General features: G+C 74.3%; 21 protein-coding genes. 10 read left to right on the top strand and 11 right to left on the bottom strand.

Features of this window, described 5'->3' with window-relative positions:
* From AB0D28_RS23790 to AB0D28_RS23760, 7 genes are all read left to right on the top strand, one after another.
* A partial coding sequence (locus tag AB0D28_RS23790; RefSeq protein WP_357389071.1) for a methyltransferase domain-containing protein occupies positions 1–1,130 on the top strand: 1,130 nt, incomplete at its 5' end.
* Positions 1,131–1,184: 54 nt separating this feature from the next.
* Positions 1,185–1,664, top strand: a complete 480-nt coding sequence (ybaK, locus tag AB0D28_RS23785) for a Cys-tRNA(Pro) deacylase (RefSeq protein ID WP_357389069.1) — start codon at positions 1,185–1,187, stop codon at positions 1,662–1,664.
* Between the two features lie 203 nt (positions 1,665–1,867).
* A complete protein-coding gene (locus AB0D28_RS23780; protein ID WP_357389067.1) occupies positions 1,868–2,971 on the top strand; it encodes a substrate-binding domain-containing protein in 1,104 nt (367 codons plus the stop codon).
* Positions 2,972–3,071: 100 nt separating this feature from the next.
* Positions 3,072–3,881, top strand: coding sequence for an ATP-binding cassette domain-containing protein (locus tag AB0D28_RS23775; RefSeq protein ID WP_357389065.1), 810 nt, complete (start codon positions 3,072–3,074; stop codon positions 3,879–3,881).
* Entirely contained in the window at positions 3,878–5,137 is a 1,260-nt protein-coding gene (locus tag AB0D28_RS23770; protein ID WP_357389063.1) for an ABC transporter permease, read from the top strand. Before AB0D28_RS23775 ends, AB0D28_RS23770 begins: the two co-directional genes overlap by 4 nt.
* A gap of 28 nt (positions 5,138–5,165) precedes the next feature.
* A complete protein-coding gene (locus AB0D28_RS23765; RefSeq protein WP_357389061.1) occupies positions 5,166–6,341 on the top strand; it encodes an ROK family protein in 1,176 nt (391 codons plus the stop codon).
* A 100-nt stretch (positions 6,342–6,441) separates the two neighbouring features.
* Positions 6,442–7,179, top strand: a complete 738-nt coding sequence (locus AB0D28_RS23760; protein ID WP_357389059.1) for a DUF4142 domain-containing protein — start codon at positions 6,442–6,444, stop codon at positions 7,177–7,179.
* Between the two features lie 51 nt (positions 7,180–7,230).
* On the opposite strand, the gene AB0D28_RS23755 is transcribed toward AB0D28_RS23760, so the two are convergent.
* The 7 genes from AB0D28_RS23755 to ung form a co-directional block, all read right to left on the bottom strand.
* The gene (locus tag AB0D28_RS23755; protein ID WP_357389057.1) at positions 7,231–9,000 is read right to left on the bottom strand and encodes an ABC transporter ATP-binding protein; all 1,770 of its coding nucleotides are present in this window, start codon (positions 8,998–9,000) and stop codon (positions 7,231–7,233) included.
* The gene (locus AB0D28_RS23750; RefSeq protein WP_357389055.1) at positions 8,997–10,703 is read right to left on the bottom strand and encodes an ABC transporter ATP-binding protein; all 1,707 of its coding nucleotides are present in this window, start codon (positions 10,701–10,703) and stop codon (positions 8,997–8,999) included. Before AB0D28_RS23750 ends, AB0D28_RS23755 begins: the two co-directional genes overlap by 4 nt.
* A 70-nt stretch (positions 10,704–10,773) precedes the next feature.
* Positions 10,774–11,028 carry a hypothetical protein gene (locus AB0D28_RS23745; protein WP_357389053.1) on the bottom strand — a complete coding sequence of 85 codons (255 nt, stop codon included), beginning with the start codon at positions 11,026–11,028 and terminating at the stop codon, positions 10,774–10,776.
* Between the two features lie 17 nt (positions 11,029–11,045).
* Positions 11,046–12,092: a tRNA (adenosine(37)-N6)-threonylcarbamoyltransferase complex transferase subunit TsaD gene (gene tsaD / locus AB0D28_RS23740; protein WP_357389051.1), complete on the bottom strand. Its 1,047-nt coding sequence runs from the start codon at positions 12,090–12,092 to the stop codon at positions 11,046–11,048.
* A gap of 5 nt (positions 12,093–12,097) precedes the next feature.
* A complete protein-coding gene (gene rimI, locus AB0D28_RS23735; RefSeq protein ID WP_357389049.1) occupies positions 12,098–12,541 on the bottom strand; it encodes a ribosomal protein S18-alanine N-acetyltransferase in 444 nt (147 codons plus the stop codon).
* Positions 12,538–13,215 carry a tRNA (adenosine(37)-N6)-threonylcarbamoyltransferase complex dimerization subunit type 1 TsaB gene (tsaB, locus tag AB0D28_RS23730; RefSeq protein ID WP_357389047.1) on the bottom strand — a complete coding sequence of 226 codons (678 nt, stop codon included), beginning with the start codon at positions 13,213–13,215 and terminating at the stop codon, positions 12,538–12,540. The genes rimI and tsaB overlap by 4 nt, the downstream gene beginning before the upstream one ends.
* A gap of 117 nt (positions 13,216–13,332) precedes the next feature.
* On the bottom strand, positions 13,333–14,025 hold the full coding sequence (gene ung / locus AB0D28_RS23725) for a uracil-DNA glycosylase (RefSeq protein ID WP_357389045.1): 693 nt from the start codon (positions 14,023–14,025) through the stop codon (positions 13,333–13,335).
* Between the two features lie 180 nt (positions 14,026–14,205).
* On the opposite strand from ung, the gene AB0D28_RS23720 reads away from it, so the two are divergent.
* Positions 14,206–15,588, top strand: a complete 1,383-nt coding sequence (locus tag AB0D28_RS23720; protein WP_357389044.1) for a lipase family protein — start codon at positions 14,206–14,208, stop codon at positions 15,586–15,588.
* Here AB0D28_RS23720 and tsaE read toward each other — a convergent pair.
* From tsaE to AB0D28_RS23700, 4 genes are all read right to left on the bottom strand, one after another.
* Entirely contained in the window at positions 15,585–16,067 is a 483-nt protein-coding gene (gene tsaE, locus AB0D28_RS23715) for a tRNA (adenosine(37)-N6)-threonylcarbamoyltransferase complex ATPase subunit type 1 TsaE (protein ID WP_357389043.1), read from the bottom strand. The two genes, AB0D28_RS23720 and tsaE, sit on opposite strands and share 4 nt — an antisense overlap.
* Entirely contained in the window at positions 16,064–17,137 is a 1,074-nt protein-coding gene (locus tag AB0D28_RS23710) for an alpha/beta hydrolase (protein WP_357389041.1), read from the bottom strand. The genes tsaE and AB0D28_RS23710 overlap by 4 nt, the downstream gene beginning before the upstream one ends.
* Positions 17,134–18,252, bottom strand: coding sequence for an alanine racemase (gene alr, locus AB0D28_RS23705; protein ID WP_357389039.1), 1,119 nt, complete (start codon positions 18,250–18,252; stop codon positions 17,134–17,136). The genes AB0D28_RS23710 and alr overlap by 4 nt, the downstream gene beginning before the upstream one ends.
* An 84-nt stretch (positions 18,253–18,336) precedes the next feature.
* Positions 18,337–19,806: an NAD(P)H-hydrate dehydratase gene (locus AB0D28_RS23700; RefSeq protein WP_357389037.1), complete on the bottom strand. Its 1,470-nt coding sequence runs from the start codon at positions 19,804–19,806 to the stop codon at positions 18,337–18,339.
* Between the two features lie 217 nt (positions 19,807–20,023).
* Between AB0D28_RS23700 and AB0D28_RS23695 the strand changes: the two genes are divergently transcribed.
* Positions 20,024–20,326, top strand: coding sequence for a hypothetical protein (locus AB0D28_RS23695; protein WP_357389035.1), 303 nt, complete (start codon positions 20,024–20,026; stop codon positions 20,324–20,326).
* Positions 20,323–21,936 carry an alpha/beta hydrolase gene (locus tag AB0D28_RS23690; protein WP_357389033.1) on the top strand — a complete coding sequence of 538 codons (1,614 nt, stop codon included), beginning with the start codon at positions 20,323–20,325 and terminating at the stop codon, positions 21,934–21,936. The genes AB0D28_RS23695 and AB0D28_RS23690 overlap by 4 nt, the downstream gene beginning before the upstream one ends.
* Positions 21,937–21,992 lie beyond the last annotated feature (56 nt).

Genomic DNA, 21,992 nt, shown 5'->3' with positions numbered 1-21,992 from the left:
CGCTGCGCTCGGCCGGGATCCCGGGCGACCTCGCCGCCGCCGCGCTCACCCAGGCGGAGCTGCGCCGCCGGGCGGCGGGCAAGTTCGGCCCGGCCGCCGCCGGGATGTTCCTCACCCGGGCGGGACTGGAGCAGGCCACCCGCCGCGCGGTCGCCGACCGGCGGGCCGCGCGGCTGCGGGCCGCGGGCGTGACCACGCTCGCCGACCTGGGGTGCGGCCTGGGCGCCGACGCGCTCGCCGCGGGCCGCGCCGGCATCCGGGTGTACGCGGTGGAGGCCGATCCGCTGACTGCCGCGATGGCCGCCGCGAACGCCGAGGCGGCCGGGCTCGCCGGCCTGGTGACTGTCGAGTGCGGCGACGCCACGGCCTTCGACGTGACGGGTGTCGACGCCGTGTTCTGCGATCCGGCGCGGCGGCGGGCCGGCACCGGGCGGCGCGTGTTCGACCCGAACGCCTACTCGCCACCGTGGGACTTCGTCACCGGCCTGGCCGCGCGGGTGCCGCGCACAGTGGTCAAGGTGGCGCCCGGGCTGGACCACGCGCTGATCCCGGCCGGCGCCGAGGCGGAGTGGGTGAGCGTGGACGGCGACCTGGTCGAGGCGGCGCTGTGGTGCGGCGAGCTGGCCGGCGTCCCCCGCCGAGCCACCCTGCTGCGCGAGAAGGAAGGGCCCCTTCTTAACGCCTCCGGTAGTAAAAGGGTCCCTTCCTATCACCTCACCGGCACCGGCGCGGCCGAGGCGGAGGTGGGGCCGGTCCGGCGCTTCCTGTACGACCCGGACCCGGCGGTGGTCCGCGCCCACCTGGTCGCCGAGCTGGCCACCGACCTGGACGCCACGCTCGCCGACCCGTCGATCGCCTACCTGTACGCCGACGAGGCCCGGCCCACCCCGTTCGCCCGCTGTATGGAGATCACCGACGTGCTGCCGTTCTCGTTGAAGCGGCTGCGCGCCCTGCTGCGGGAGCGGCGGGTCGGCCGGGTGGAGATCCGCAAGCGCGGGTCGGCGCTGGAGCCGGAGAAGCTGCGCCGTGACCTGCGGCTGTCCGGCGACGAGGCGGCCGGCCTGACGCTGACCCGGGTCGCGGGCAACCCCACAGTGCTCGTCTGCCGGCCGGTTCCGGCCGGCGGCTGACCCGGCACGCGGTTTCGGCTCGCGCCCGGTCCCCGGCCGGGCTAGCTTGAGCCGGTGGCTGGCCCTGGCACTCCGGCGATCGCGTTGCTGAGCAAGCGGAAGATCGCGCACAGCACCCACACCTACGACGTCTCGCCGGACGCGCCGAACTACGGCGCGCTCGTCGCCGCCGCGCTCGGGGTGGCGCCGGAGCGGGTGTTCAAGTCGCTCGTCACCGAGGTCGACGGCGGGCTGACCGTGGCGGTGGTGCCGGTGACCGGTGAGCTGGACCTGAAGGCGCTCGCCGCCGCGGCCGGCGGCAAGCGGGCGACGATGGCGGACCGGGCCGTGGCCGAGCGGGCGACCGGATACGTGCGCGGCGGGATCAGCCCGCTCGCGCAGCGCAAGCGGCTACCGACGGTCATCGACGCCTCCGCGCTGGCGCACCCGACGGTGTACGTCTCGGCGGGGCGGCGCGGCCTCCAGGTGCAGCTCGCGCCGACGGATCTGGTGGCGCTCACCGGGGCGGCGACGGCATCGATCGCCGCCGTCTGAGCGGGCGCGTGACGGTGCGTGTGGGAGCGTTCCCGGTGCACCCCTCCCGGCGGTGTCTCGCGGGTGACAACCGCGTTGCTGAATTGTTACCGCCGCCAACAAACTTCTGACCTCGGCAGTCTTGCGGCGCATGGGTGACGGGGAATACGTTGCCGGGCACAACAAAACATCACCACTCCCCCACCTCCGAAAGGACCCTGCACATGCGCAAGGGCTTCCTCACCTTCGCGGCCGTCGGTCTCCTCGCGACCGGCAGCATGGCCGCCTGCGGCGACGACGGCGGCTCCTCGAACGAGGCCGGCGGCTCCAACGCCAAGAAGCCGAAGATCGGCGTGATCCTGCCGGACAGCAAGTCCTCCGCCCGCTGGGAGGGCGCGGACCGCAAGTACCTGGAGGCGGCGTTCAAGGCCGCCGGCGTCGACTACACGATCCAGAACGCCCAGGGCGACAAGTCCGCCTTCTCCACCATCGCCGACGGCATGCTGACCAGCGGCGTCACCGCGCTCATGATCGTCAACCTGGACTCCGGCACCGGCAAGGCCGTGCTGGAGAAGGCCAAGTCGCAGGGCGTGGCCACTATCGACTACGACCGGCTGACGCTGGGCGGCTCGGCCCAGTACTACGTCAGCTTCGACAACGAGGCGGTCGGCAAGCTCCAGGGCGAGGGATTGAGCAAGTGCCTCACCGACAAGGGCGCGCAGAAGCCGAAGATCGCCTACCTGAACGGCTCCCAGACCGACAACAACGCCACCCTGTTCAAGAACGGCTACGACTCGATCCTCAAGCCGAAGTTCGACGCGGGTGAGTACACGAAGGGCCCGGACCAGAACGTCCCGGACTGGGACAACGCGCAGGCCGGCGTGATCTTCGAGCAGATGCTCACCCAGGAGAAGGGCAAGATCGACGGCGTCCTGGCCGCCAACGACGGCCTGGGCAACGCGGCCATCTCCGTACTGAAGAAGAACCAGCTCAACGGCAAGGTGCCGGTGACCGGCCAGGACGCCACGGTCCAGGGCCTGCAGAACATCCTCGCCGGTGACCAGTGCATGACCGTCTACAAGGCGGTCAAGAAGGAGGCGGACGCCGCCGCCGACCTGGCCATCGCACTCGCCAAGGGCGAGCGCAAGGACACCGGCCAGACGGTCAAGGACCCGGAGGGCAAGCGGGACGTCCCGTCCGTGCTGCTGGAGCCCAAGGCCATCTACAAGGACAACGTCAAGGACGTGGTGGCCGACGGCTACGTCACCAAGGAAGAGCTCTGCACCGGCGCCTTCGCCAAGCTCTGCACCGACGCCGGCGTGAGCTGACCCACCCGGCTCAAGCGACGCCCGGTACGGGGGAACCCGTGCCGGGCGGCGCCCGCGCCGGACGGGATCCGAGACCTCCCTCCGCCCAAAGGAGAACCCCGTGTCCGCAACCCCCCTGCTGGAGCTACGCGGGATCGACAAGAGCTTCGGTCCCGTCCAGGTGCTGCGCGACGTCGCCTTCGCCGCGCACCCGGGCGAGGTGACCGCCCTCGTCGGCGACAACGGCGCCGGCAAGTCGACCCTGGTCAAGTGCATCAGCGGTATCCACCCCACCGACGCCGGCGAGTTCCTCTTCGACGGCCGGCCGGTGACCATCAACAGCCCCCGCGACGCCGCCGACCTCGGGATCGAGGTCGTCTACCAGGACCTCGCGCTCTGCGACAACCTCGACATCGTGCAGAACATGTTCCTCGGCCGGGAGAAGCGCAGCGGCATCGTGCTCGACGAGCCGACCATGGAGCAGATGGCCGCCGAGACGCTCGCCGGACTGAGCGTGCGCACCGTGAAGTCGCTGCGCCAGCACGTGGCCAGCCTCTCCGGCGGCCAGCGGCAGACCGTCGCCATCGCCAAGGCCGTGCTCTGGAACAGCCGGCTCGTCATCCTGGACGAGCCGACCGCCGCGCTCGGCGTCGCGCAGACCGCCCAGGTGCTGGAACTGGTCCGCCGGCTGGCCGACAACGGCCTGGCCGTGGTGCTCATCTCGCACAACATGAACGACGTCTTCGCCGTCTCCGACCGGATCGCCGCGCTCTACCTCGGCCAGATGGTCGCCCAGGTCAAGACCACCGACATCACCCACTCGCAGGTGGTCGAGCTGATCACCGCGGGCCGGTCCGGCAACCTCGGTCTCACCACCGAGCCGGGCAACGGCACCGAATCCGCCGACGCAACCTCGGGAGCCCTCCGATGACCGCCACCGCCGTGAAGAAGGAGGGGCCGGCCGCCGTCACGCCCGCACCCTCCGTCGGCGACCACGTCCGCAACTACCTCGCCCGGGTACGCGGCGGCGACCTGGGCGCCCTGCCCGCGGTCAGCGGCCTCGTCGTGCTCTGTGTGGTGTTCACCATCGTGCGCCCGGTGTTCTTCTCCGCGGGGAACTTCGCCAACCTCTTCACCCAGGGCGCGGCGGTCACCGTGATCGCCATGGGGCTGATCTTCGTGCTCCTGCTCGGCGAGATCGACCTCTCCGCCGGCTTCGCCAGCGGCGTCTGCGCCGGAATCCTGGCGAACGTGGTCAGCGTGCTCGGTTACCCGTGGTACGTCGCCGTCCTCGCGGCCCTGCTCACCGGCGTGCTGATCGGCCTGATCCTCGGGTTCCTGGTCGCGAAAGTGGGAATCCCGTCCTTCGTGGTGACGCTGGCCGGCTTCCTCGCCTTCCAGGGCGTGGTGCTGCTGCTCATGAAGGAGGGCAGCAACATCTCGATCAGCGACGACGTGATCGTCGGCATCGAGAACGGCCGCATCTCGCCGGCCGTCGGCTGGCTGCTGGCCGCCGTCGCGGTCGTCGGCTACGCCGTCGCCCAGCTGCTGCGCCACCGCAACCGGGTCTCCCGGGGCCTGGTGACCGAGCCGACGGCCGTGATCGGCGCCCGGATCGGCGGGCTGGCGCTGCTGATCGTGCTCGCGGTCTACGTGCTCAACCAGGAGCGCAGCATCAACCCGCTGATCACGTCGAACAAGGGCATGCCGGTGGTCGTGCCGATCGTCGCGCTCCTGCTGGTGTTCTGGACGTTCGTGCTCAACCGGACGGCCTACGGCCGGCACCTCTACGCGGTCGGCGGCAACGCCGAGGCGGCGCGGCGGGCCGGCATCAACGTGGACCGGCTCAAGATCTCGGCGTTCGTGATCTGCTCGGGCATGGCCGCGGTCGGCGGCATCATCGCCGCCAGCCGGGACCGGTCGGTCGACCCCAACACCGGTGGCAGCAACGTGCTCCTCTACGCCGTCGGCGCGGCCGTCATCGGCGGAACCAGCCTCTTCGGGGGCAAAGGTCGCATGATCAACGCGGTGCTGGGTGGCGCGGTGGTGGCTGTCATCATCAACGGTATGGGACTGCTCGACCTCAGCTCCGGGCTGAAGTTCATCTTCACCGGCCTGGTGCTGCTCCTCGCCGCCGGCGTCGACGCACTGTCCCGGCGACGTTCGGCCGCGACCGGTACCCGCTGATCCGGTCATCGACACCATGGCAGTGGCAATGCGCGCAGGCCCCAGTCAGGACGAGATCCGTCGGCAGAACCTGGGCGCGTTGCTCCGCTACGTGCACGTACACGGGGCCACCACCCGGGCCGAGCTGACCACCGCGCTCGGACTCAACCGCAGCACCATCGGCGCGCTGACCGCCGACCTGGCCGGCGCCGGTCTGGTCAGCGAGGGGACGCCGAAGGAGACCGGCCGGGCCGGACGACCGTCACTCGTCGTCCGGCCCGAGTCGGAGCGGGTCTACGCGTACGCGTACAGCGTCGAGGTGGACCGGCTGCGGGCCGCCCGGGTCGGGCTCGGCGGTGAGGTGCTCGACCGCCGGGAGATGGACCGGCCACGCAGCCTGATCGCCGGGGAGGCCGCCCCGCTGCTCGCCGACGCGGTGAAGGAGATGCACCAGTCGGTGCCCCCGGACGCGGTCTGCGTGGGCGCCGGGGTGGCGGTGTGCGGCATGGTCCGCCGCGACGACGGGCTGGTCCGGCTCAGCCCGACCACCGGCTGGGTGGACGAGCCGATCGGCGCGGCGCTCGCCGTCGAGCTGGGGATAGACGTACCGATTACGGTCGGGAACGTGGCCGACGTGGCCGCGTACGCCGAGCACGCCCGCGGCGCGGCGGTCGGCTGCGACAACGTCATCTACATCTACGGCGACGTCGGCGTGGGCGCGGGCATCATCGCCGGGGGCCGGCGGCTGACCGGGCACGGCGGCTACGGCGGCGAGGTCGGCCACATGGTGGTGGTCCGCGACGGGGTGCGCTGCGACTGCGGCCGGCGCGGCTGCTGGGAGACCGCGATCGGCGAGCACGGGCTGCTGCGCGCCGCCGGCCGGTCCGAGGCGCGCGGCCGGGACGCCCTGCTCGCCCTCTTCGACGCGGCCGACCGTGGCGACGCCCGCGCCCAGACGGCGGTACGGCAGGCCGGCGACTGGCTCGGCTTCGGCGTGGCGAACCTGGTGAACATCTTCAACCCGGAGATGGTGATCTTCGGTGGCACCATGCGCGACCTCTACCTGGCCTCCGCCGCGCAGGTGCGCAGCCGGCTCAACTCCAACGGGCTGCCCGCGTGCCTGGAACACGTGCGGCTGCGTACCCCGAAGCTCGGTGACGACGCGGCGCTGATCGGCGCCGCCGAGCTGGCGTTCGAACGACTCCTCGCCGACCCGCTGAACTGATCGGCCCGCCGATCCGTACCAGTGTGCGGACGGGCGGCCGGCTTGCGCGGCCGTCCACCACACCCCGCGTACCGGTCCGGACCGAGGAGGCACCGCAACCATGGCATCGCTGGAATCCGCACGCCGCAAGCTGGCGCACCGGGTGGTACTGCTGCTCGCCGCGCTGGGCGCGGGGATCGGCGTCGTTCCCGGGACGGCGCAGGCCGCGCCCAACCCCGGCGTGCAGATGAACGCCGCCGACATGACGCTGCTCAACGGCGTACGGCTGGCCGGGTTGTGGGAGATGCCGGCCGGGCAGATGGCGGCCGAGAAGGGCCAGTCCGCCCGGGTACGCGAGGTCGGCGCGGAGATCGCCAAGCAGCACGCGCAGCTGGACCAGCTGGTGGTCGAGGCGGCCAACAAGCTCGGCGCCACCCTGCCGACGGATCCGACCGCCGAGCAGAAGGGGTGGCTGACCGAGATGCAGAACGCCACCGGCGCCCGGTTCGACCAGATCTTCGTCACCCGGCTGCGGGTCGCCCACGGCAAGATCTTCCCGGTGATCGGCGCGGTCCGGGCCAGCACCCGCGACCCGATCGTGCGCAAGCTGGCCGAGGACGCCAACACGTTCGTCAACGACCACATGACCATGCTGGAGAGCACCGGGCTGGTGCGCTGGCAGCAGTTGCCGCCGGCCGCGCTGCCGCCCGCGCAGAGCGACTCGCTCGTCGCCGCCGCCCAGGCCAACGTGGGCAGCGGCGGTGGGCTCCAGGTCGGCACCGGGGTGGTGTGGGCGGTGTTCCTGATCGCGCTCGGCACCGGCGGGTACGCGACCTGGCGGCTGGCCCGCCGCTCCTGAACCGGCCGCCGAACGGGCCCCGGCACGTCCGCCGGGGCCCGTCGCGCGTCCTCAGCCGTGCCAGGACCGCCACAGCGCGGCGTACGAGCCACCGGCCGCGACCAGTTCGTCGTGTGAGCCCAGCTCGGTGATCCGGCCGTCGGCGACCACCGCCACGCGGTCCGCGTCGTGGGCGGAGAAGAGCCGGTGCGCGATGGCGATGACGGTGCGGCCGTGCAGCACCGCCGACAGCGACCGTTCCAGGGCCCGGGCCGCCCGCGGGTCGATCAGCGAGGTGGCCTCGTCCAGCACCAGCGTGTGCGGGTCGGCGAGCACCAGCCGGGCCAGCGCGAGCTGCTGCGCCTGCGCGGGGGTGAGCGGGTGGCCGTCCGCGCCGACCGGCGTGTCCAGCCCGTCCGGCAGGGCCAGCGCCCAGTCCAGCGCGTCGACGGCGGCCAGCGCCGCGCGTACCCGCGCCGGGTCGGCGTCCGGCCGGACCATCGCCACGTTGTCGGCGAGCGTACCGATGAACACGTGGTGCTCCTGACTGACCAGCGCGACGTGGGTACGCAGTTCGGCCAGGGGCATGCCGGCGAGCGGCCGGCCGTCCACCGTCACCGCGCCGGCGCTCGGCGCGTGCACGCCCGCCAGCAGCCGGCCCAGCGTCGACTTGCCCGCACCGGACGGGCCGACCATCGCCAGCCGCTCCCCCGGCCGGGGTTCCAGCGTCACGCCGTGCAGCACGTCGTGCCCCGGGCGGTACGCGTACCGGACGTCGTGCGCGGCGAGCCGGCCCGCGCCGCCCGCACTGCCCGGAGCGGCGGCGCGCTCGTCCGGCGTGGCGAATGCCTTGGCGCGCTCGTCCGGCTCGGCGGCCACCCCCAGCAGCCGGGCCAGCGACGCGCCGCCGACCTGGAACTCGTCCAGCCAGCCGAGCAGCCGCTCGATCGGGTCGGTGAGCTGCTGGGCGTAGAGCGTGGCGGCGGTGACCTGGCCGAGGGTGGCCCAGCCCTTCAGGTGGAACCAGCCGCCGATGAGCAGGGTCGCCACCATCGGCACCAGGTAGCCGAACTCGGCCACCGGCCAGAACACGGTCCGCAGGTAGAGCGTGTAACGCTCGGCCGCGTACGACCGGCGGATGTCCGCGTCGCCGCGAGCCCGGCGGCGGGCCGCCTGCCGCAGCGCCTCGGTGGTCCGCGCCCCCTCGACCGTCTCGCTGATCCCGTCGGTGATGTCCGAGTAGGCGGCGTTCTCCCGCAGGTAGCCCTGCGGCGCGCGGCGCAGGTACCAGCGCGTGCCGGCCCACAGCACCGGCACCGACAGCAGGCTGGGCAGCGCCAGCAGCGGGCCGGTCAGCACCAGCGCGCCGAGGATCAGCAGCACTGTGAGCGCCGCGATGAGCGTCTCCGGCCCGGCGAACCGGACCGTGCGGGACAGCGCGGCGACGTCCCGCGAGGTGCGGGTGAGCAGGTCCCCGGTGCCGGCCCGCTCCACTGTGGCGAGCGGCAGCGCGAGCACCCGGTCGACGAACTCCTCCCGCAGCTCGGCGAGCACCCGCTCACCGAGCCGGGCGGAGGCCAGGTGCGCGAAGCGGACCAGCACCGCCTGCACCACCACGAACGCGGCGATGGCCGCCACGACCCGGTCCACGGTCGTCGCGGCGATGCCCTGGGAGATCCCCTGCACCAGGTCACCGAGCAGGCGCGGGGCGACGAGCCCGGCCCCGGCGGCGAGCGCGTGCAGACCGAGCACGGCGGCCAGGCCGCGCGGGTGACGGCGGATCAGCTCCCGCGCGTACCGGCGGACCTGGGCGCCGTCGGCGACGGGCAGCGCGTTGCTCATCGGTCTTCCTCCCGGCTCACCGTGGCGGCGTAGCGCGGCTCGGTGGCGAGCAGTTCCTCGTGCCGGCCCTCGGCGACGACCTTGCCGTCCTCCACGAAGACGACGTGGTCGGCGTGACCGAGCACCAGTGGGCTCGTGGTGCAGACGAGCGTGGTGCGGCCGCGACGGGCCGGGCCGAGCCGTTCGGCGACGCGCGCCTCGGTGTGCGCGTCCACCGCGCTGGTCGGCTCGACCAGGATCAACGTCTCCGGGTCGGCGACGAGCGCGCGGGCCAGCCGCAGGCGTTGCCGCTGCCCGCCGGAGAACTCCCGGCCGCGTTCGGCCACCTCGCTGTCCAGGCCGCCGGGCAGCGCCTCGACGATGTCGGTGGCGCTCGCCGCGGCAAGCGCCGCCTCCACCACCCCGGGCCCGGCCCGGTCGTGCGGGTCCAGCTCCGTGCGCAGCACGCCGCTGAACAGCTGCGCGTCGTTGTCGGCCACCAGGATCCGCTCGCGCACCGTCGCCAGCGCCACCTCCCGCAGCGGTACGCCGTGCAGCGTGACGTCCCCGTCGGCGTACCGGCCGAGGCGGTCGGCGATCTCGGTGGCGTCCTGCGGGGTGGCGGCGGCCAGCGCGGTGAGCCGGCCCGGTCGCAGCACCAGCCCGGACCGAACGTCCGCCAGCTCGCCCGGCCCGGCCGGCACCGGCACCGGGGTGGCCGGGTCGGTGAACTCCGGCGCGAGCCGCAACAACCGGACCACCCGGCGGGCCGCCACGTGCCCGCGGGTCAGCTTGTCGGCCGCCTCGGTCAGGTTGCGCAGCGGGCTGACCAGGAACGCGGTGTAGCCGTAGAACGAGACGAGCTCGCCGGCGCTGATCTCGCCGCGCAGCGCGAACCGGGCGCCCAGCCAGGTCACCAGCACCACGAAGACGCCGGGCAGCAGGATCTGCGCGGCCTGCAACAGCGACTCGACGCGGGCGACCCGCAGCCCGTCCGCGCGCAACGCCTGCGACCGTTGCCGGTAGCGCTCGGAGAGCACCGGCTCGCCGCCGACACCGCGCAGCACGCGCAGGCCGGAGACGATGTCCGCGGCCCGGGCGGTGAGCCGGCCGGTGGAGTCCCGGTACGCGGCCTGCTGCCTGTGCAGCGGGCGGATCAGCAACGCCACGAGCGCCATCAGCAGTGGCACGCCGAGCACCACCACAAGACCGAGCGCCGGGGAGGCGCTGAGCAGGATCACCGCGACGGTGACGATGCCGACCACCGAGCCGACGCCCCGGGCGGTGATGTCGATGGCGCTGCCGATGTGCTCGATGTCGGCGGTGCCGATGCTCACCACCTCGCCGGCCGCGACCCGTCGGGGCAGCGCGGCGCCGAGCCGGTTGGTGGCGTCCACTGTGACCTGCACCGTGCGGTAGGCGGCGCCGAGCCAGTTGTGCACCGCGCAGCGGTGGCGCAGGATCCCGGCGACGGCCTGCACCAGGCCCAGCCCGAGCAGGACCAGGCTCCAGCGCACCAGCGCGTCCGGATCGCGTTGGGCCAGGCCGGCCTCCACGGCGCGGCCGAGCACGGCCGGCACCAGCGCCTGGGCCAGCATCCAGATCACGCCGAGCGCGAGACCGGCGCCGAAGAAGACGGGGTGCCGCCCGGCGAGCCACACGAGATACCGGGTGGCCGACCGCGCGTCGGGGGTGCCGGGATCACCGGCCGGTGAGAAGCGCATGACCCACCGACGCTAGGTGCCGGGACGACCCGGGCGCCAACCAATTCCGGCCGCCGTGACGACCCTCGCGTCAGCGGTCCACCTGGGTGAAGTCCCAGCTGTGCGGCGGGCGCGCGATCAGCCGGGCCGGCGGCTCGGGCAGCTCACGGGGGTTGTTCCGCCACTTGGAGATGACCACAAGCCGGTGGTCCGTGGAGGAGAACACCTCGCTGGAGACGTGCATGGGGTCGTGCTCGAAATCAGGCAGCGCGGTCTCGCAGACCCAGGTGATCAACTCGGCGAAGCCGTACGACTCGGCCTTCGCCTCCCACATCCGGACGATCATGTCGGTCCCCTCCCCGCTCACACACTGACCACTGTCAGCGGCATCGCCGAGTCGGCCGGCAGGTCCAGCCGGCTCGGCGCGACGCCCGCGGCGACCAGGTGGGAGCCGAGCGCGGCCACCATCGCGCCGTTGTCCGTGCAGAGCTTCGGCCGGGGCGTACGCACCCGGATGCCGTGCCGGCCGGCCCGCTGCTCGGCCATCGCCCGCAGCCGGGAGTTGGCCGCCACGCCACCGCCGATCACCAGCGTGTCGATGCCGCTGCTGCGGCAGGCGTCGATCGCCTTGCCGACCAGCACGTCGCAGACCGCCTCCTGGAAGGACGCGGCCACGTCGGCGACCGGCACCGGCTCACCGGCCCGCTGCCGCGCCTCCACCCAGCGGGCCACAGCCGTCTTCAGGCCGGAGAAGGAGAAGTCGTACCGGTGCCCGGCCAGGTCCTTCGCGGCGGTCAGCCCGCGCGGGAAGGCGATCGCCGCCGGGTCGCCGGACCGCGCCTCGCGGTCGATGTACGGCCCGCCGGGGAACGGCAGCCCGAGCAGCCGGGCCACCTTGTCGAACGCCTCCCCCGCCGCGTCGTCGATGGTGGCGCCCAGCGGTACGACGTCACGGGCCAGGTCGTCGACACGCAGCAGCGAGGAGTGCCCGCCGGAGACCAGCAGCGCGATCGCGGGCTCGGGCAGCGGGCCGTGTTCGAGCGTGTCCACAGCCACGTGCGCGGCGAGGTGGTTCACGCCGTACACCGGCTTCTCCGCCGCCACCGCGTACCCCTTGGCGGCGGCGACCCCGACGAGCAGCGCGCCGGCCAGGCCCGGCCCGGAGGTCACCGCGATGGCGTCGATGTCGGCGATGGTGACGCCGGCTTCGCGCAGCGCCCGGTCCATTGTCGGCACGATGGCCTCCAGGTGGGCGCGGCTTGCCACCTCGGGCACCACGCCGCCGAACCGGGCGTGCTCCTCGACGCTGGAGGCCAGCGCGTCGGCGAGCAGCGTGTGCCCGCGCACGATACCCACGCCGGTCTCGTCGCAGGAGGTCTCGATGCCGAGGATCAGGGGTTCGTCAGCCATGCGCGTCAGTCCTCGTTGCGCTGCATGACCAGCGCGTCGGTGTTGCTCGGTTGGTAGTAGCCGCGCCGTACGCCGATCGGCTCGAACCCGTAGGTGGCGTAGAGCCGTTGGGCGGGCGCGTTGTCGGCGGCGACCTCCAGCAGCGTGCTGCGGACGCCGCGCCGGGCCGCCTCGGCGAGCAGCGCCTCCAATAGCAGCCGGCCGATTCCCCGGCGGTGCGCGTCCCGGCGGACCGCGACGTTCTGCACCCACGCCTCGTCGGGCGGCGCCACGGCCAGCCCGGCGTAGCCGAGCACGGCACCGCCGTCGTCGGTGGCGACCAGGTAGAAGTGCCCGTTGGCGAGCTCGTTCCAGAACATCGCCGCCGACCACTGCTCGGCGCCGAAGAGGTCCGCCTCGATGGGCAGCACCTGGTCGATGTGCCACCAGCGGAACCGGCCCAGCCTCATGGCAGGACCGGCTTGTGGCCGGTGGCCGCGACCGCGTCCGGCCGGCGCAGGTAGAGCGGGGTGAGCGTCTCGCCGGGCGCGCCCGCGCGGATGCGCGGCGCGGCGAGACGGGCCAGCGCCAGCGGGTCCGGGTAGCGCGGCTCGTCGCGTACCGGCAGTCCGAGCACCTCGGCGTACCGGTGCGCGCCGTCGCCGACCGCGACGGTGACGGCCAGGTCGCGCGCCCGCTCCGCGACCACCGCCGGGGCCGCCACCTCCGGCCCGGCCAGGCGCCGGCCGGTGCCGTCGTAGACGGCCCAGTAGATCTCCCGGCGCCGCGCGTCGCTCGCCGCCAGCACCGGTTCGCCGGCGGCCGCCGGGTGGCCGATTCCGTCCAGCGAGCAGACACCGTACGTGGGCACGCCGAGCACCTGGCCCATGGTGGCGGCGGTGACCAGCCCGACCCGCAGTCCGGTGAACGGGCCGGGGCCGAGGCCGGCGACGATCGCGGCCAGGTCGGCGGGACGCGCGCCGACGTCCGCCAGGACGGCGTCGACCTGCGGCGCGAGCAGCTCGCCGTGGGCGCGGGCGTCGACAGTGCACCGGGACGCGCGGACCGCGACGCCGTCCGCCGAGACCTCGGCCAGCGCCGCGGTCACCGCGGGCGTCGAGGAGTCCACCACGAGTACGAGCACGGTAAGCCAGCCTAGCCGTCCGCCCCGCCCGCCTCCGGCACGCCCTCGCCGCGCGCCCGGTCACGGTGCGTAGCGCCCCGCATCAAAGAGAAGAGGTGAGAGCCTTATGCCTCTGGGTCATGAGCGCTCCCAGTCGATGGTGGGCAGCCCCGCGTCGGCCAGCGCCTTGTTCGCCGCGCTGAACGGGCGGCTGCCGAGGAAGCCGCGCGGGTTCATCGGGCTCGGGTGCCCGGCCTCCAGCACCACGTGCCGCGGGTTGGTCACCAGCGCCGCCTTCTTGCGGGCGTAGCCGCCCCAGAGCAGGAAGACCACGCGCTGGTCGAGCCCGTCGAGCGCCCGGATGGTGGCGTCGGTGAACTCCTCCCAGCCCCGGTTGGCGTGCGAGCCGGGCGTGGCCTGCCGAACGGTCAGGACCGAGTTGAGAAGCAGGACGCCCTGCGCGGCCCAGCCGTCGAGGTTGCCGCTGCGCGGCTTCGGTACGCCCAGGTCCTCGCCCAGTTCCTTGAAGACGTTGCGCAGCGACGGCGGCACCGCCACCCCCTCGCGCACGCTGAAGCTCAGCCCGTGCGCCTGGCCCGCCTTGTGGTACGGGTCCTGCCCGAGGATCAGCACCCGGGTGTCGGCCGGCCCGCACAGCCGGTAGGCGGAGAACAGGTCCTCCAGCGGCGGGAAGACCGTGGCTGTCGCGTACTCCCGGGCGACGAACTCGGCCAGCGCCGCGGTGCGGGCCGGGTCGAGGTGGGGGGTGAGCACGGCACGCCAGTCCTCCGGCAGCAGGGCCGGCAGGTCCAGGGTGGGGGCGTCGGGCATCGGCAACCTCTCCTAGTCGGTCGCCCTCTTCATACCAGCCTCGACCGACACTCCCCGGCGGCGGCGGGGCCGGGCACTGGCGGGAAAAGTTACCGGAGCGTAACCTACCGGCAAGTTACTTACGCCACACCACCACTGCTAGCTTGCATCCACCACCATCGATGCTCGCTAGGAGTGCCCGTGAGCAGCAGAAACACCCGTCCCCGCACGCCCTCCGCAGCCCTCTCCCCTCGCCGCACCGTCGGCCTCCGGATGCTGGCCGTCGCCGCGGCGGCAGCCACCTACCTGGCCGGATCCGGCGTCCCCGCGGCGGCCGACGGCGCCACGCCGGTGGTCTCCCGAGGCGTGACGATCCCGGCCTTCTACCAACCGCCCGCCGACCTGCCCACCACGAACGGCACGCTGATCCGCACCGAGCCGCTGCCGCTCGGCCTGAGCATCCCCGGGCTCGACGGCCGCCCGATGCCCGGCACGGCCACCCGGCTGATGTACCGGTCCACCGACTCCAACGGCCAGGCCGTCGGCGTGACCGGCGCCTACATCGAACCGTGGGCGCAGTGGCGGGGCACCGGGCCGCGTCCGCTGGTGGCCCTCGCCTCCGGCACCATGGGGCAGGGCGACCAGTGCGCGCCCTCGTTCGCCCTGCAACACCCGCTCACGCTCACCGGCGACACCCTGTCCGTCGGCTACGAGGCGCTGGCCGTCTACCGCCTGCTCGCCACCGGCGCCGCCGTCGTGGTCACCGACTACGTCGGTCTGGGCGCGACCGACCGGCTGCACACCTACGTCAACCGGCTCGACGAGGGACGCGCCCTGCTCGACGCGGCCCGCGCCGCCCGCGCGGTGCCGGGCGCGTCGGTCACCGACCGGTCCCGGGTCGGTCTGTACGGCTACAGCCAGGGTGGCGGCGCCAGCGCCGCGGCCGCCGAACTCCAGCCCACCTACGCACCCGACGTGCCGCTGGCCGGCACCTACGTCGGTGCGCCGCCGGCCGATCTGACCGCCGTCATCGGCGGCATCGACGGCAGCGCGCTGGCGGGAGCGCTGGGCTGGTCACTGAACGGCTTCGCCCAGTCCGACCCGGCGGTGCGGGACGTCATCGAGGCGAACGTCAACGAGGCCGGCCGGGCGGCGCTGAAGGACACCTCGACAATGTGCGTCGGGGACGCGATCCTGCGCTACGCGTTCACCAGGAGCAGCAGATGGATCACCGGCGGCCGGTCCCTCACCGCCGTCATCGCCGCCTCCCCCGAGGCGAGCGCCGTGCTCGACCGCCAGCGCATCGGCACCCTCAAGCCAGCTGGCCCGGTACGCGTGGCCACCGGCGTCCAGGACGACATCGTGCCGCACCGGCAGGCCCGCCAACTGGCTGTCGACTGGTGCCGCAAGGGCGCCGACGTGACCTACCAGGCCGTCAGCCTGCCCAACCTCGGGGACAAGCTCCTCACCAATCACCTGGCGCCGCTCATCACCGACCAGGGTGACGCGGTGGCCTGGCTGACCGACCGGCTCGCTGGTCGCACGGCCTACTCCAACTGCTGGACGATGCCGCTCCAGCCCTAGGACAGTTCGGCGACCCGGGCGGCCCAGTCGCCGCCGACCGGCTCCAGCGTGACCGCCCGGGTGTCGTCGTCCCGGCGGTCGATGCGTACCCGCAGGTGCGCGTCGGTCAACTGCTCGACCATGCCCTCGCCCCACTCCACCACGGTGACCGCCTCGTCCACCGAGGCGTCCAGGTCGAGGTCGTCGATCTCCGCTCGCGGGTCGGCGGCCTCGCCCAGGCGGTACGCGTCGGCGTGCACGAGCGTCACCCGGCCGCCCCGGGCCGGGTCGGGCCGGTGCACCCGGGCGATGACGAAGGTGGGCGAGGTGATGTCCCCGCGTACGCCCAGACCGGCGCCGATGCCCTGGGTCAGCGCGGTCTTGCCGGCCCCGAGCGGCCCGCTGAGCAGCAGCAGGTCGCCGGCGCGTAGCACACCTGCAAGCCGCCGCCCGAACCCGTGGGTGTCGTCGACCGTCTTCAGCTCCACGAGCACCGTCATAGCGAATCCAGGAACCTCTCCAGCGCCGCGTTGACCTCGTCGGCGTGCTCCAGCATCACCACGTGCCCGCTGTCGTGGATCTTCACGAACTCGGCGTCCGGCAGCCGGCGGACGATCTCCTCGGAGTGCGTCACCGGCGTGATCATGTCCTTGTCACCCACTATCACCAGCACCGGCGTGCCGGCCAGCGCGGCCAGCGCCGGGAACCGGGAGTGGGTGGCGATCGTGCGCAGGTAGCGGGTGACCGTGTCGGCCGAGGTGCGCGAGTTCATCATCTCGACGTACGACACCAGGGCCGGGCTCGGCTTCGAGGTGCCGAAGCCGTACTTGCGGGTGAGTAGCCAGGCCACGTTCGCCGTCGACCGGCGGGCCCGGTCGATCACGGTGCCGCCGTACCGGGTGGCGTTGCTCATCATGTAGAGCACCGGCGAACCGACGCGCCCGAGCAGCGCGGGCGCCACCAGCTTGGTCTCCGCCGCCAGGCCGCCCGAGGTGGCCATCAGCACGGTGCCGACCACGCGGTCACCGAACAGCTCCGGGTACAGCTCGGCCAGCGCCATGATCGTCATGCCGCCCATCGAGTGCCCGACCAGCACCAGCGGGCCGTCCGGGGCCACCTCGTCGAGCACCCGGCGCAGCGTGTGACCCAGCGCGGTCAGGTCGTACTCGCCGCTCTCCAGCCGGCCGGAGCGGCCGTGCCCCGGCTGGTCGTACGCGACCACCCGGTAGTCGCCGCGCTCGGTGAGCCGCTTGCGCTGGAAGTGGAACGTGCCCATGTCCAGGCAGAACCCGTGCACCAGCACCACCGTCGGGTGCCCGGCGACCGGTCGGGTCGGCTCGACCACCTCCACGTGGATGTCGGTGCCGTCCGGCATCTCCAGCCGGTACGCCTCGTCGTAGCGCTGCTCGCCGAAGACCTCGCCGGCGTACCTGTCGGTCGGGTCGTTCTTGAGCCGGCGGACCAGCACCCGCTCGCCGACCACGCCCGCCGCGAGCCCGGCGGCGGCCACGCCGACCAGCCCGGCGACCTTCCCGGCGGCGGTACGCGGACGCGGCAACCGGACGTTCACGCGCGCTCGCCGTCGTAGACGCGGGGCACCCGCACGCCGCCGAAGCGGGTCACGATCTCGTAGTTGATGGTGCCGACCGCCTCGGCCCAGTCGTCGGCGGTGGGCTCGCCGTCCGCGCCGCTGCCGAACAGCGTCGCCACGTCTCCGGCGGCCACCTCGTCGTCGCCGCAGTCGATCACGAACTGGTCCATGCAGACCCGGCCGGAGATGGTCCGGCGCTTGCCGGCGAGCTGCACCGGGCCGGTGTTGGAGGCGTGCCGGGGCACCCCGTCGGCGTAGCCGAGGGGCACCACGGCGAGGTTGGTCTCCTGCTCGGTGAGGTAGGTGTGCCCGTAGGAGACACCGGTGCCGGCCGACACGCGTTTGGTGAGCATCACCCGGGCGCGGGCGGTCATGGCGGGACGCAGACCGAACTGCTCGCCCGCCACCGGCGACAGGCCGTAGACGGCGATACCGGGACGGACCAGGTCGAAATGGGTGTCGGGCCGGGTGAGCGTGGCGGCCGAGTTGGCCAGGTGCCGGTAGCGCGGACGCAGACCGGCGCGGGCCACCATCTCCAGCCCTTCCTGGAAGACGGCGAGCTGACGGTTGGTGGTGGGGTGACCGGGCGAGTCCGCGTACACGAAGTGGCTCCACACGCCGACCACCTCGACCACGCCCTCGGCCTGGGCCTTCGCGGCGGCCTCCAGCAGCGCCGGCCAGTCGGCGACGGTGGCGCCGCCCCGGGCCAGCCCAGTGTCGATCTTGAGGTGCAGCCGGGCCGCGCGGCCCGCCCGGCGGCTCGCCTCGACCATCTCGTCGAGCTGGGTGAGGCTGGCGCAGCCGAGGTCGACGCCGACGGTGATCCCGTCGTGCAACGGCAGGCCCGGGTCGAGCAGCCAGGCCAGCACCGGCGCGGTGATGCCCGCCTCGCGCAGGCGCAGCGCCTCGTCCAGCGTGCAGACGCCGAGCTGGTCCGCGCCAGCGTCGAGCGCCGCGCGGGCGGCCGGCACCATGCCGTGGCCGTACCCGTCGCCCTTGACCACCGCCATCAGCTCGGCGCTGGTGCCGGCCTTGAGCCGGGTCACGTTCTCCCGGATCGCGTCCAGGTCGACGCGCACCTCCGACTGCCACATGTCCTCAGCCTACTTCCGTCAGTGATCATCAGAGCGGTGAGCCGGGTGGGCGGTGCCCCTCGCTACCTGGCGTCGCCGCCCGGATCAGCCCAGCCGGGCCAGTACCGGACGCAACGCGGCGGCCACGTCGGGCGCGGTCACCGGACCGCCACGCGCCGCCTCCCGCCCGGCCAGCCCGTGCAGGTACGCCGCCGCGGCGGCGGCCCGCTCCGGCGCCAGCCCGGCGGCGAGCAGCGAGCCGAGCAACCCGGCCAGCACGTCGCCGGTGCCGCCGGTGGCCAGTGCCGGGGTGCCGGTCGGATTCACGTACGCGCGACCGTCGGGCGTACCGATGACCGTACGGTCGCCCTTGAGCAGCACCACCGCGTTCATCCAGGCGGCCAGCCGCAGCGCGGCGGCGACCCGGTCCTCCCCCGGCATCTCGCCGCAGAGCCGGGCGAACTCCCGGTCGTGCGGCGTCACCACTATCGGCGCGTCCCGCCCGCGCAGCCGGTCAGCCAGCTTGCCGTCCACCAGGAGCGTCAGCGCGTCCGCGTCGAGCACCACCGGCACCGGCGCGGCCAGCACCGCGCGCAGTTCGGCGGCGGACTCCTCGCCGGTGCCGAGCCCGGAGCCGCAGACCCACGCCTGCACCCGGCCCGCGTCGGCGACCCTGCCGGTGGCGATCACCGACGGGTGCTGGTGCAGCACCTCGCCCTTGGCGCCCCCGGCGTAGCGGACCAGGCCGGTGGGGCCGGCGAGCGCCCCGGCGACCGAGAGCACCGCCGCGCCCGGGTAGGTGGCCGAGCCCGTGGCCACGCCGACCACGCCCCGGGAGTATTTCTCCGACGACGCGCCGAGCGCCGGCCACCAGTCGGCCACGTCCGCCCGCTCGATCACCTGGAGCGCCGGAGTGCCGCGCAGCCAGGGCGTCAGCCCGATGTCGACCAGCTCGACCTCTCCGGCCAGCTCGGCGGCCGGGCCGACGACCAGTGCGGGCTTGAGCGCGCCGAAGGCGACAGTCACGTCGGCCCGGACCGCGCGGGGCCGACCCGCGTCGGTGAGCGGGACGTGGCCGGTGTCGACAGCGACGCCGCTCGGCACGTCGACAGCGACCACTGTGGCGGGCGTGCCGTCGCGTCCACGCTGCCCGGTCAGGCTCGCGGCCAACTGCTCGGCCGTCTCCCGCAGCCCGCCGGTGCCGCCGATGCCGACGATGCCGTCGAGCACCAGGTCGACCACCTCGGGCGGCCGGTCGGCCACCCGGCCACCGGCGGCGCGCAGGGCGGCCAGGCCCTCGGCGTGCGCCCGGCCCGGCGTGAGGAGCAGCGCTGTCACCGCCGCGCCCCGGCGGGCCAGGTGCGCGCCCGCGAAGAGGGCGTCACCACCGTTGTCGCCGGAGCCGACGAGCAGCAGCACCCGGGCGCCGTAGACGCCGCCCCGGCCGCCGAGCAGCAACGCGCAGCGGCGGGCCAGCCCGGCCGCGGCCCGCTGCATCAGCGTGCCGGGCGGGAGGGCGGCCATCAGGCCCGCTTCCGCCGCGCGAACGTCAGCGACCCGCCACACCCGTCTCATGCCACCCCACCCCGTCCGGTCGCGCCGGCTCAGCTTCCGCCCGCGGCTCCCCCGATCACGGCCTCACCCTACCGGCGGTACGCGGCGCGGACCGGCTGACGGAGCGCCCCTGTGGATAACCCCGGACGTTGTCCACAGGGGTCGGCGGACGCTGTCGAGTGCCGCCTAGCGTCCCGGTGTCCGGAGCCGGCCGGTGGCGCCGGGCGAGGGAGGGCACGTGGTGGAGAAACCGTTCGACGTCGACCCGGGGCTGCTGCGCACTGTGGCGCGCGAGCTGGCCGACGACGCCTACCGACTGGCTCGCGGGCCGGGCGCGGCGCCGGAGTCGTTGCTGGTGGCGGCACCGGACGGCTGGCGCACCGGTACGGCGCTGGCCGACCTTGAGTCGGCGGTTTGCCGCTGGTCCGGCGCGCTCGGTGCCCGGGTGGCCGACACCGCCGAGGCGATACGTCGCGGGGCGGACGGCTACGAGGCGGTGGACGAGCGAGCCGCCCGCCGCCTCGCCGGGGTGCTCCGGTGAACGGCGGCACCACCGACGTGCCGGCCGGCTACGCGCAGCTCTGGCGGGCCGACCCGGGCTCCTGGTGCACCGCCGCGACGGCGTGGCGTGGTCTCGCCGGGCCGGTACGGCAGCGCGCCGACGCGCTGACCGCCCGGATCGGCGCGCTCCGCCCCGGGTGGTCGGGTACGGCCTCGACGGCGGCGCAGCGGCGGATCGAGGGCCTGCGCACCGAGCTCACCGACGTGCTGCCGGCGTTGTTCGAGGTCGACCAGGTGCTCGCCGAGTTCGGCGCGCGGCTGGGCGCGGCGAAGGCCCGGCTCGGCGCCGAGGTGGCCCGCGCCGAGTCCGGCGGCCTGCTCGTGGACCGCACCGGAGCGGTCCGGCCCGATCCGGCCCGGCCGATGGCGCAGGCGGGGCCGGCGGTGGCCGACGCGCGGACCGGGATCCGGCGTGCGCTCACGCTCGCCGGAGCCGCCGACCGGGAGGCCGCCGCCCGGCTGGCGGAGCTGACCACCGCGGCGGTACGCGGCTGGGTCAGTGTCCCGCCCGCGTGGCGGCCCGGCCCCGGCGCCGGGCCGGCCGAGGTGAGCCGCTGGTGGGCGGCGCTGAGCCCGGCCGAGCGGCGCTGGCTGGTGGGGCGGGAACCGGGCCGGATCGGCCGTCTCGACGGGCTGCCGGCCGCCGCGCGGGACCAGGCCAACCGGCTGCTGCTCGGCCGGCGGCGGGAACAGCTGCTCGTCCGGCGGCTCGCCCTGCTGCGCCCGCTTCCGGCCGGCCCGTCGGAGGTGTCCCGGCGGGTCCGGCTGGCAGGTGTCGAGGCGGCGTTACGCGGGCTGGACGGGCTCGGTGAGCGGCTGGCGTCGGGCGGGGCGCCGCGGGCGTACCTGCTGGGGCTCGACCCGGCCGGCGACGGCCGCGCGGTGGTGGCGCTCGGCAACCCGGACCGCGCCGCCTCGGTGCTCACCTACGTCCCGGGCATGACCTCGGATCTCGCCGACGCCCCGGCCGAGCTGGACCGGGCGGCCCGGGTGTTGCGGCGGTGCGCGGCGCTCGGGCCCGGCGACGAGACGGCGGCGGTGCTCTGGCTGGACTACGACGCGCCGGACTTCCTCACCGAGGCGGCCGGCACCCGGCAGGCCGAGGACGCCGGCCCGGCGCTGCACCGGTTTCAGGAGGGGTTGCGGGCCGCGCACGAGGGCCCGCCGGCCCGGCAGACGGTGCTCGGGCACAGCTACGGCTCGCTGGTGGTCGGCGCGGCCGCCCGCGACCACGGGTTGAGCGCCGACGCGCTGGTCTTCGTGGGCTCCCCGGGAGTCGGCGTGGACCACGCCGCCGACCTGCGCATGCCCGCCGGGCAGGTCTGGTCGTCGACAGCGCCGGACGACGTGATCCGGCTGACCCGCCCGCCGGACGAGCTGGCCCGCCGCGCGCTGCTGGCGGGTACGCCGCTCGGTCCGGCGCTCGCCGCGCTGGACGGGCACGGCGAACGCCTCTGGTTCGGCGCCGACCCGAGCGCGCCGGGCTTCGGCGGCCGGCGCTTCCCGAGCGCCCCGCACGGCCACACCGGCTACTGGGATCCGGACAACCCGGCGCTGGACGGCATGGCCCGGATCGTGCTGGGCCGGTGACCAGCGCCCTCCGGCGGCGGCCCGGAACCGCCCGACGACCGCTCGCGTGGCAGGCC

The organism is Micromonospora sp. NPDC048169 (genome assembly GCF_040652815.1).
Lineage (GTDB): Bacteria > Actinomycetota > Actinomycetes > Mycobacteriales > Micromonosporaceae > Micromonospora.
This window is presented reverse-complemented; position numbering and strand designations above follow the sequence as displayed.

Coding starts and splice junctions, on each gene's coding strand:
- AB0D28_RS23780 (WP_357389067.1), top strand. CDS start 1,868: ATGCGCAAGGGCTTCCTCACCTTCGCGGCCGTCGGTCTCCTCGCGACC.
- AB0D28_RS23770 (WP_357389063.1), top strand. CDS start 3,878: ATGACCGCCACCGCCGTGAAGAAGGAGGGGCCGGCCGCCGTCACGCCC.
- AB0D28_RS23765 (WP_357389061.1), top strand. CDS start 5,166: ATGCGCGCAGGCCCCAGTCAGGACGAGATCCGTCGGCAGAACCTGGGC.
- AB0D28_RS23760 (WP_357389059.1), top strand. CDS start 6,442: ATGGCATCGCTGGAATCCGCACGCCGCAAGCTGGCGCACCGGGTGGTA.
- AB0D28_RS23755 (WP_357389057.1), bottom strand. CDS start 9,000: ATGAGCAACGCGCTGCCCGTCGCCGACGGCGCCCAGGTCCGCCGGTAC.
- AB0D28_RS23750 (WP_357389055.1), bottom strand. CDS start 10,703: ATGCGCTTCTCACCGGCCGGTGATCCCGGCACCCCCGACGCGCGGTCG.
- AB0D28_RS23745 (WP_357389053.1), bottom strand. CDS start 11,028: ATGATCGTCCGGATGTGGGAGGCGAAGGCCGAGTCGTACGGCTTCGCC.
- tsaD (WP_357389051.1), bottom strand. CDS start 12,092: ATGGCTGACGAACCCCTGATCCTCGGCATCGAGACCTCCTGCGACGAG.
- rimI (WP_357389049.1), bottom strand. CDS start 12,541: ATGAGGCTGGGCCGGTTCCGCTGGTGGCACATCGACCAGGTGCTGCCC.
- ung (WP_357389045.1), bottom strand. CDS start 14,025: ATGCCCGACGCCCCCACCCTGGACCTGCCGGCCCTGCTGCCGGAGGAC.
- tsaE (WP_357389043.1), bottom strand. CDS start 16,067: ATGACGGTGCTCGTGGAGCTGAAGACGGTCGACGACACCCACGGGTTC.
- alr (WP_357389039.1), bottom strand. CDS start 18,252: ATGTGGCAGTCGGAGGTGCGCGTCGACCTGGACGCGATCCGGGAGAAC.
- AB0D28_RS23700 (WP_357389037.1), bottom strand. CDS start 19,806: ATGAGACGGGTGTGGCGGGTCGCTGACGTTCGCGCGGCGGAAGCGGGC.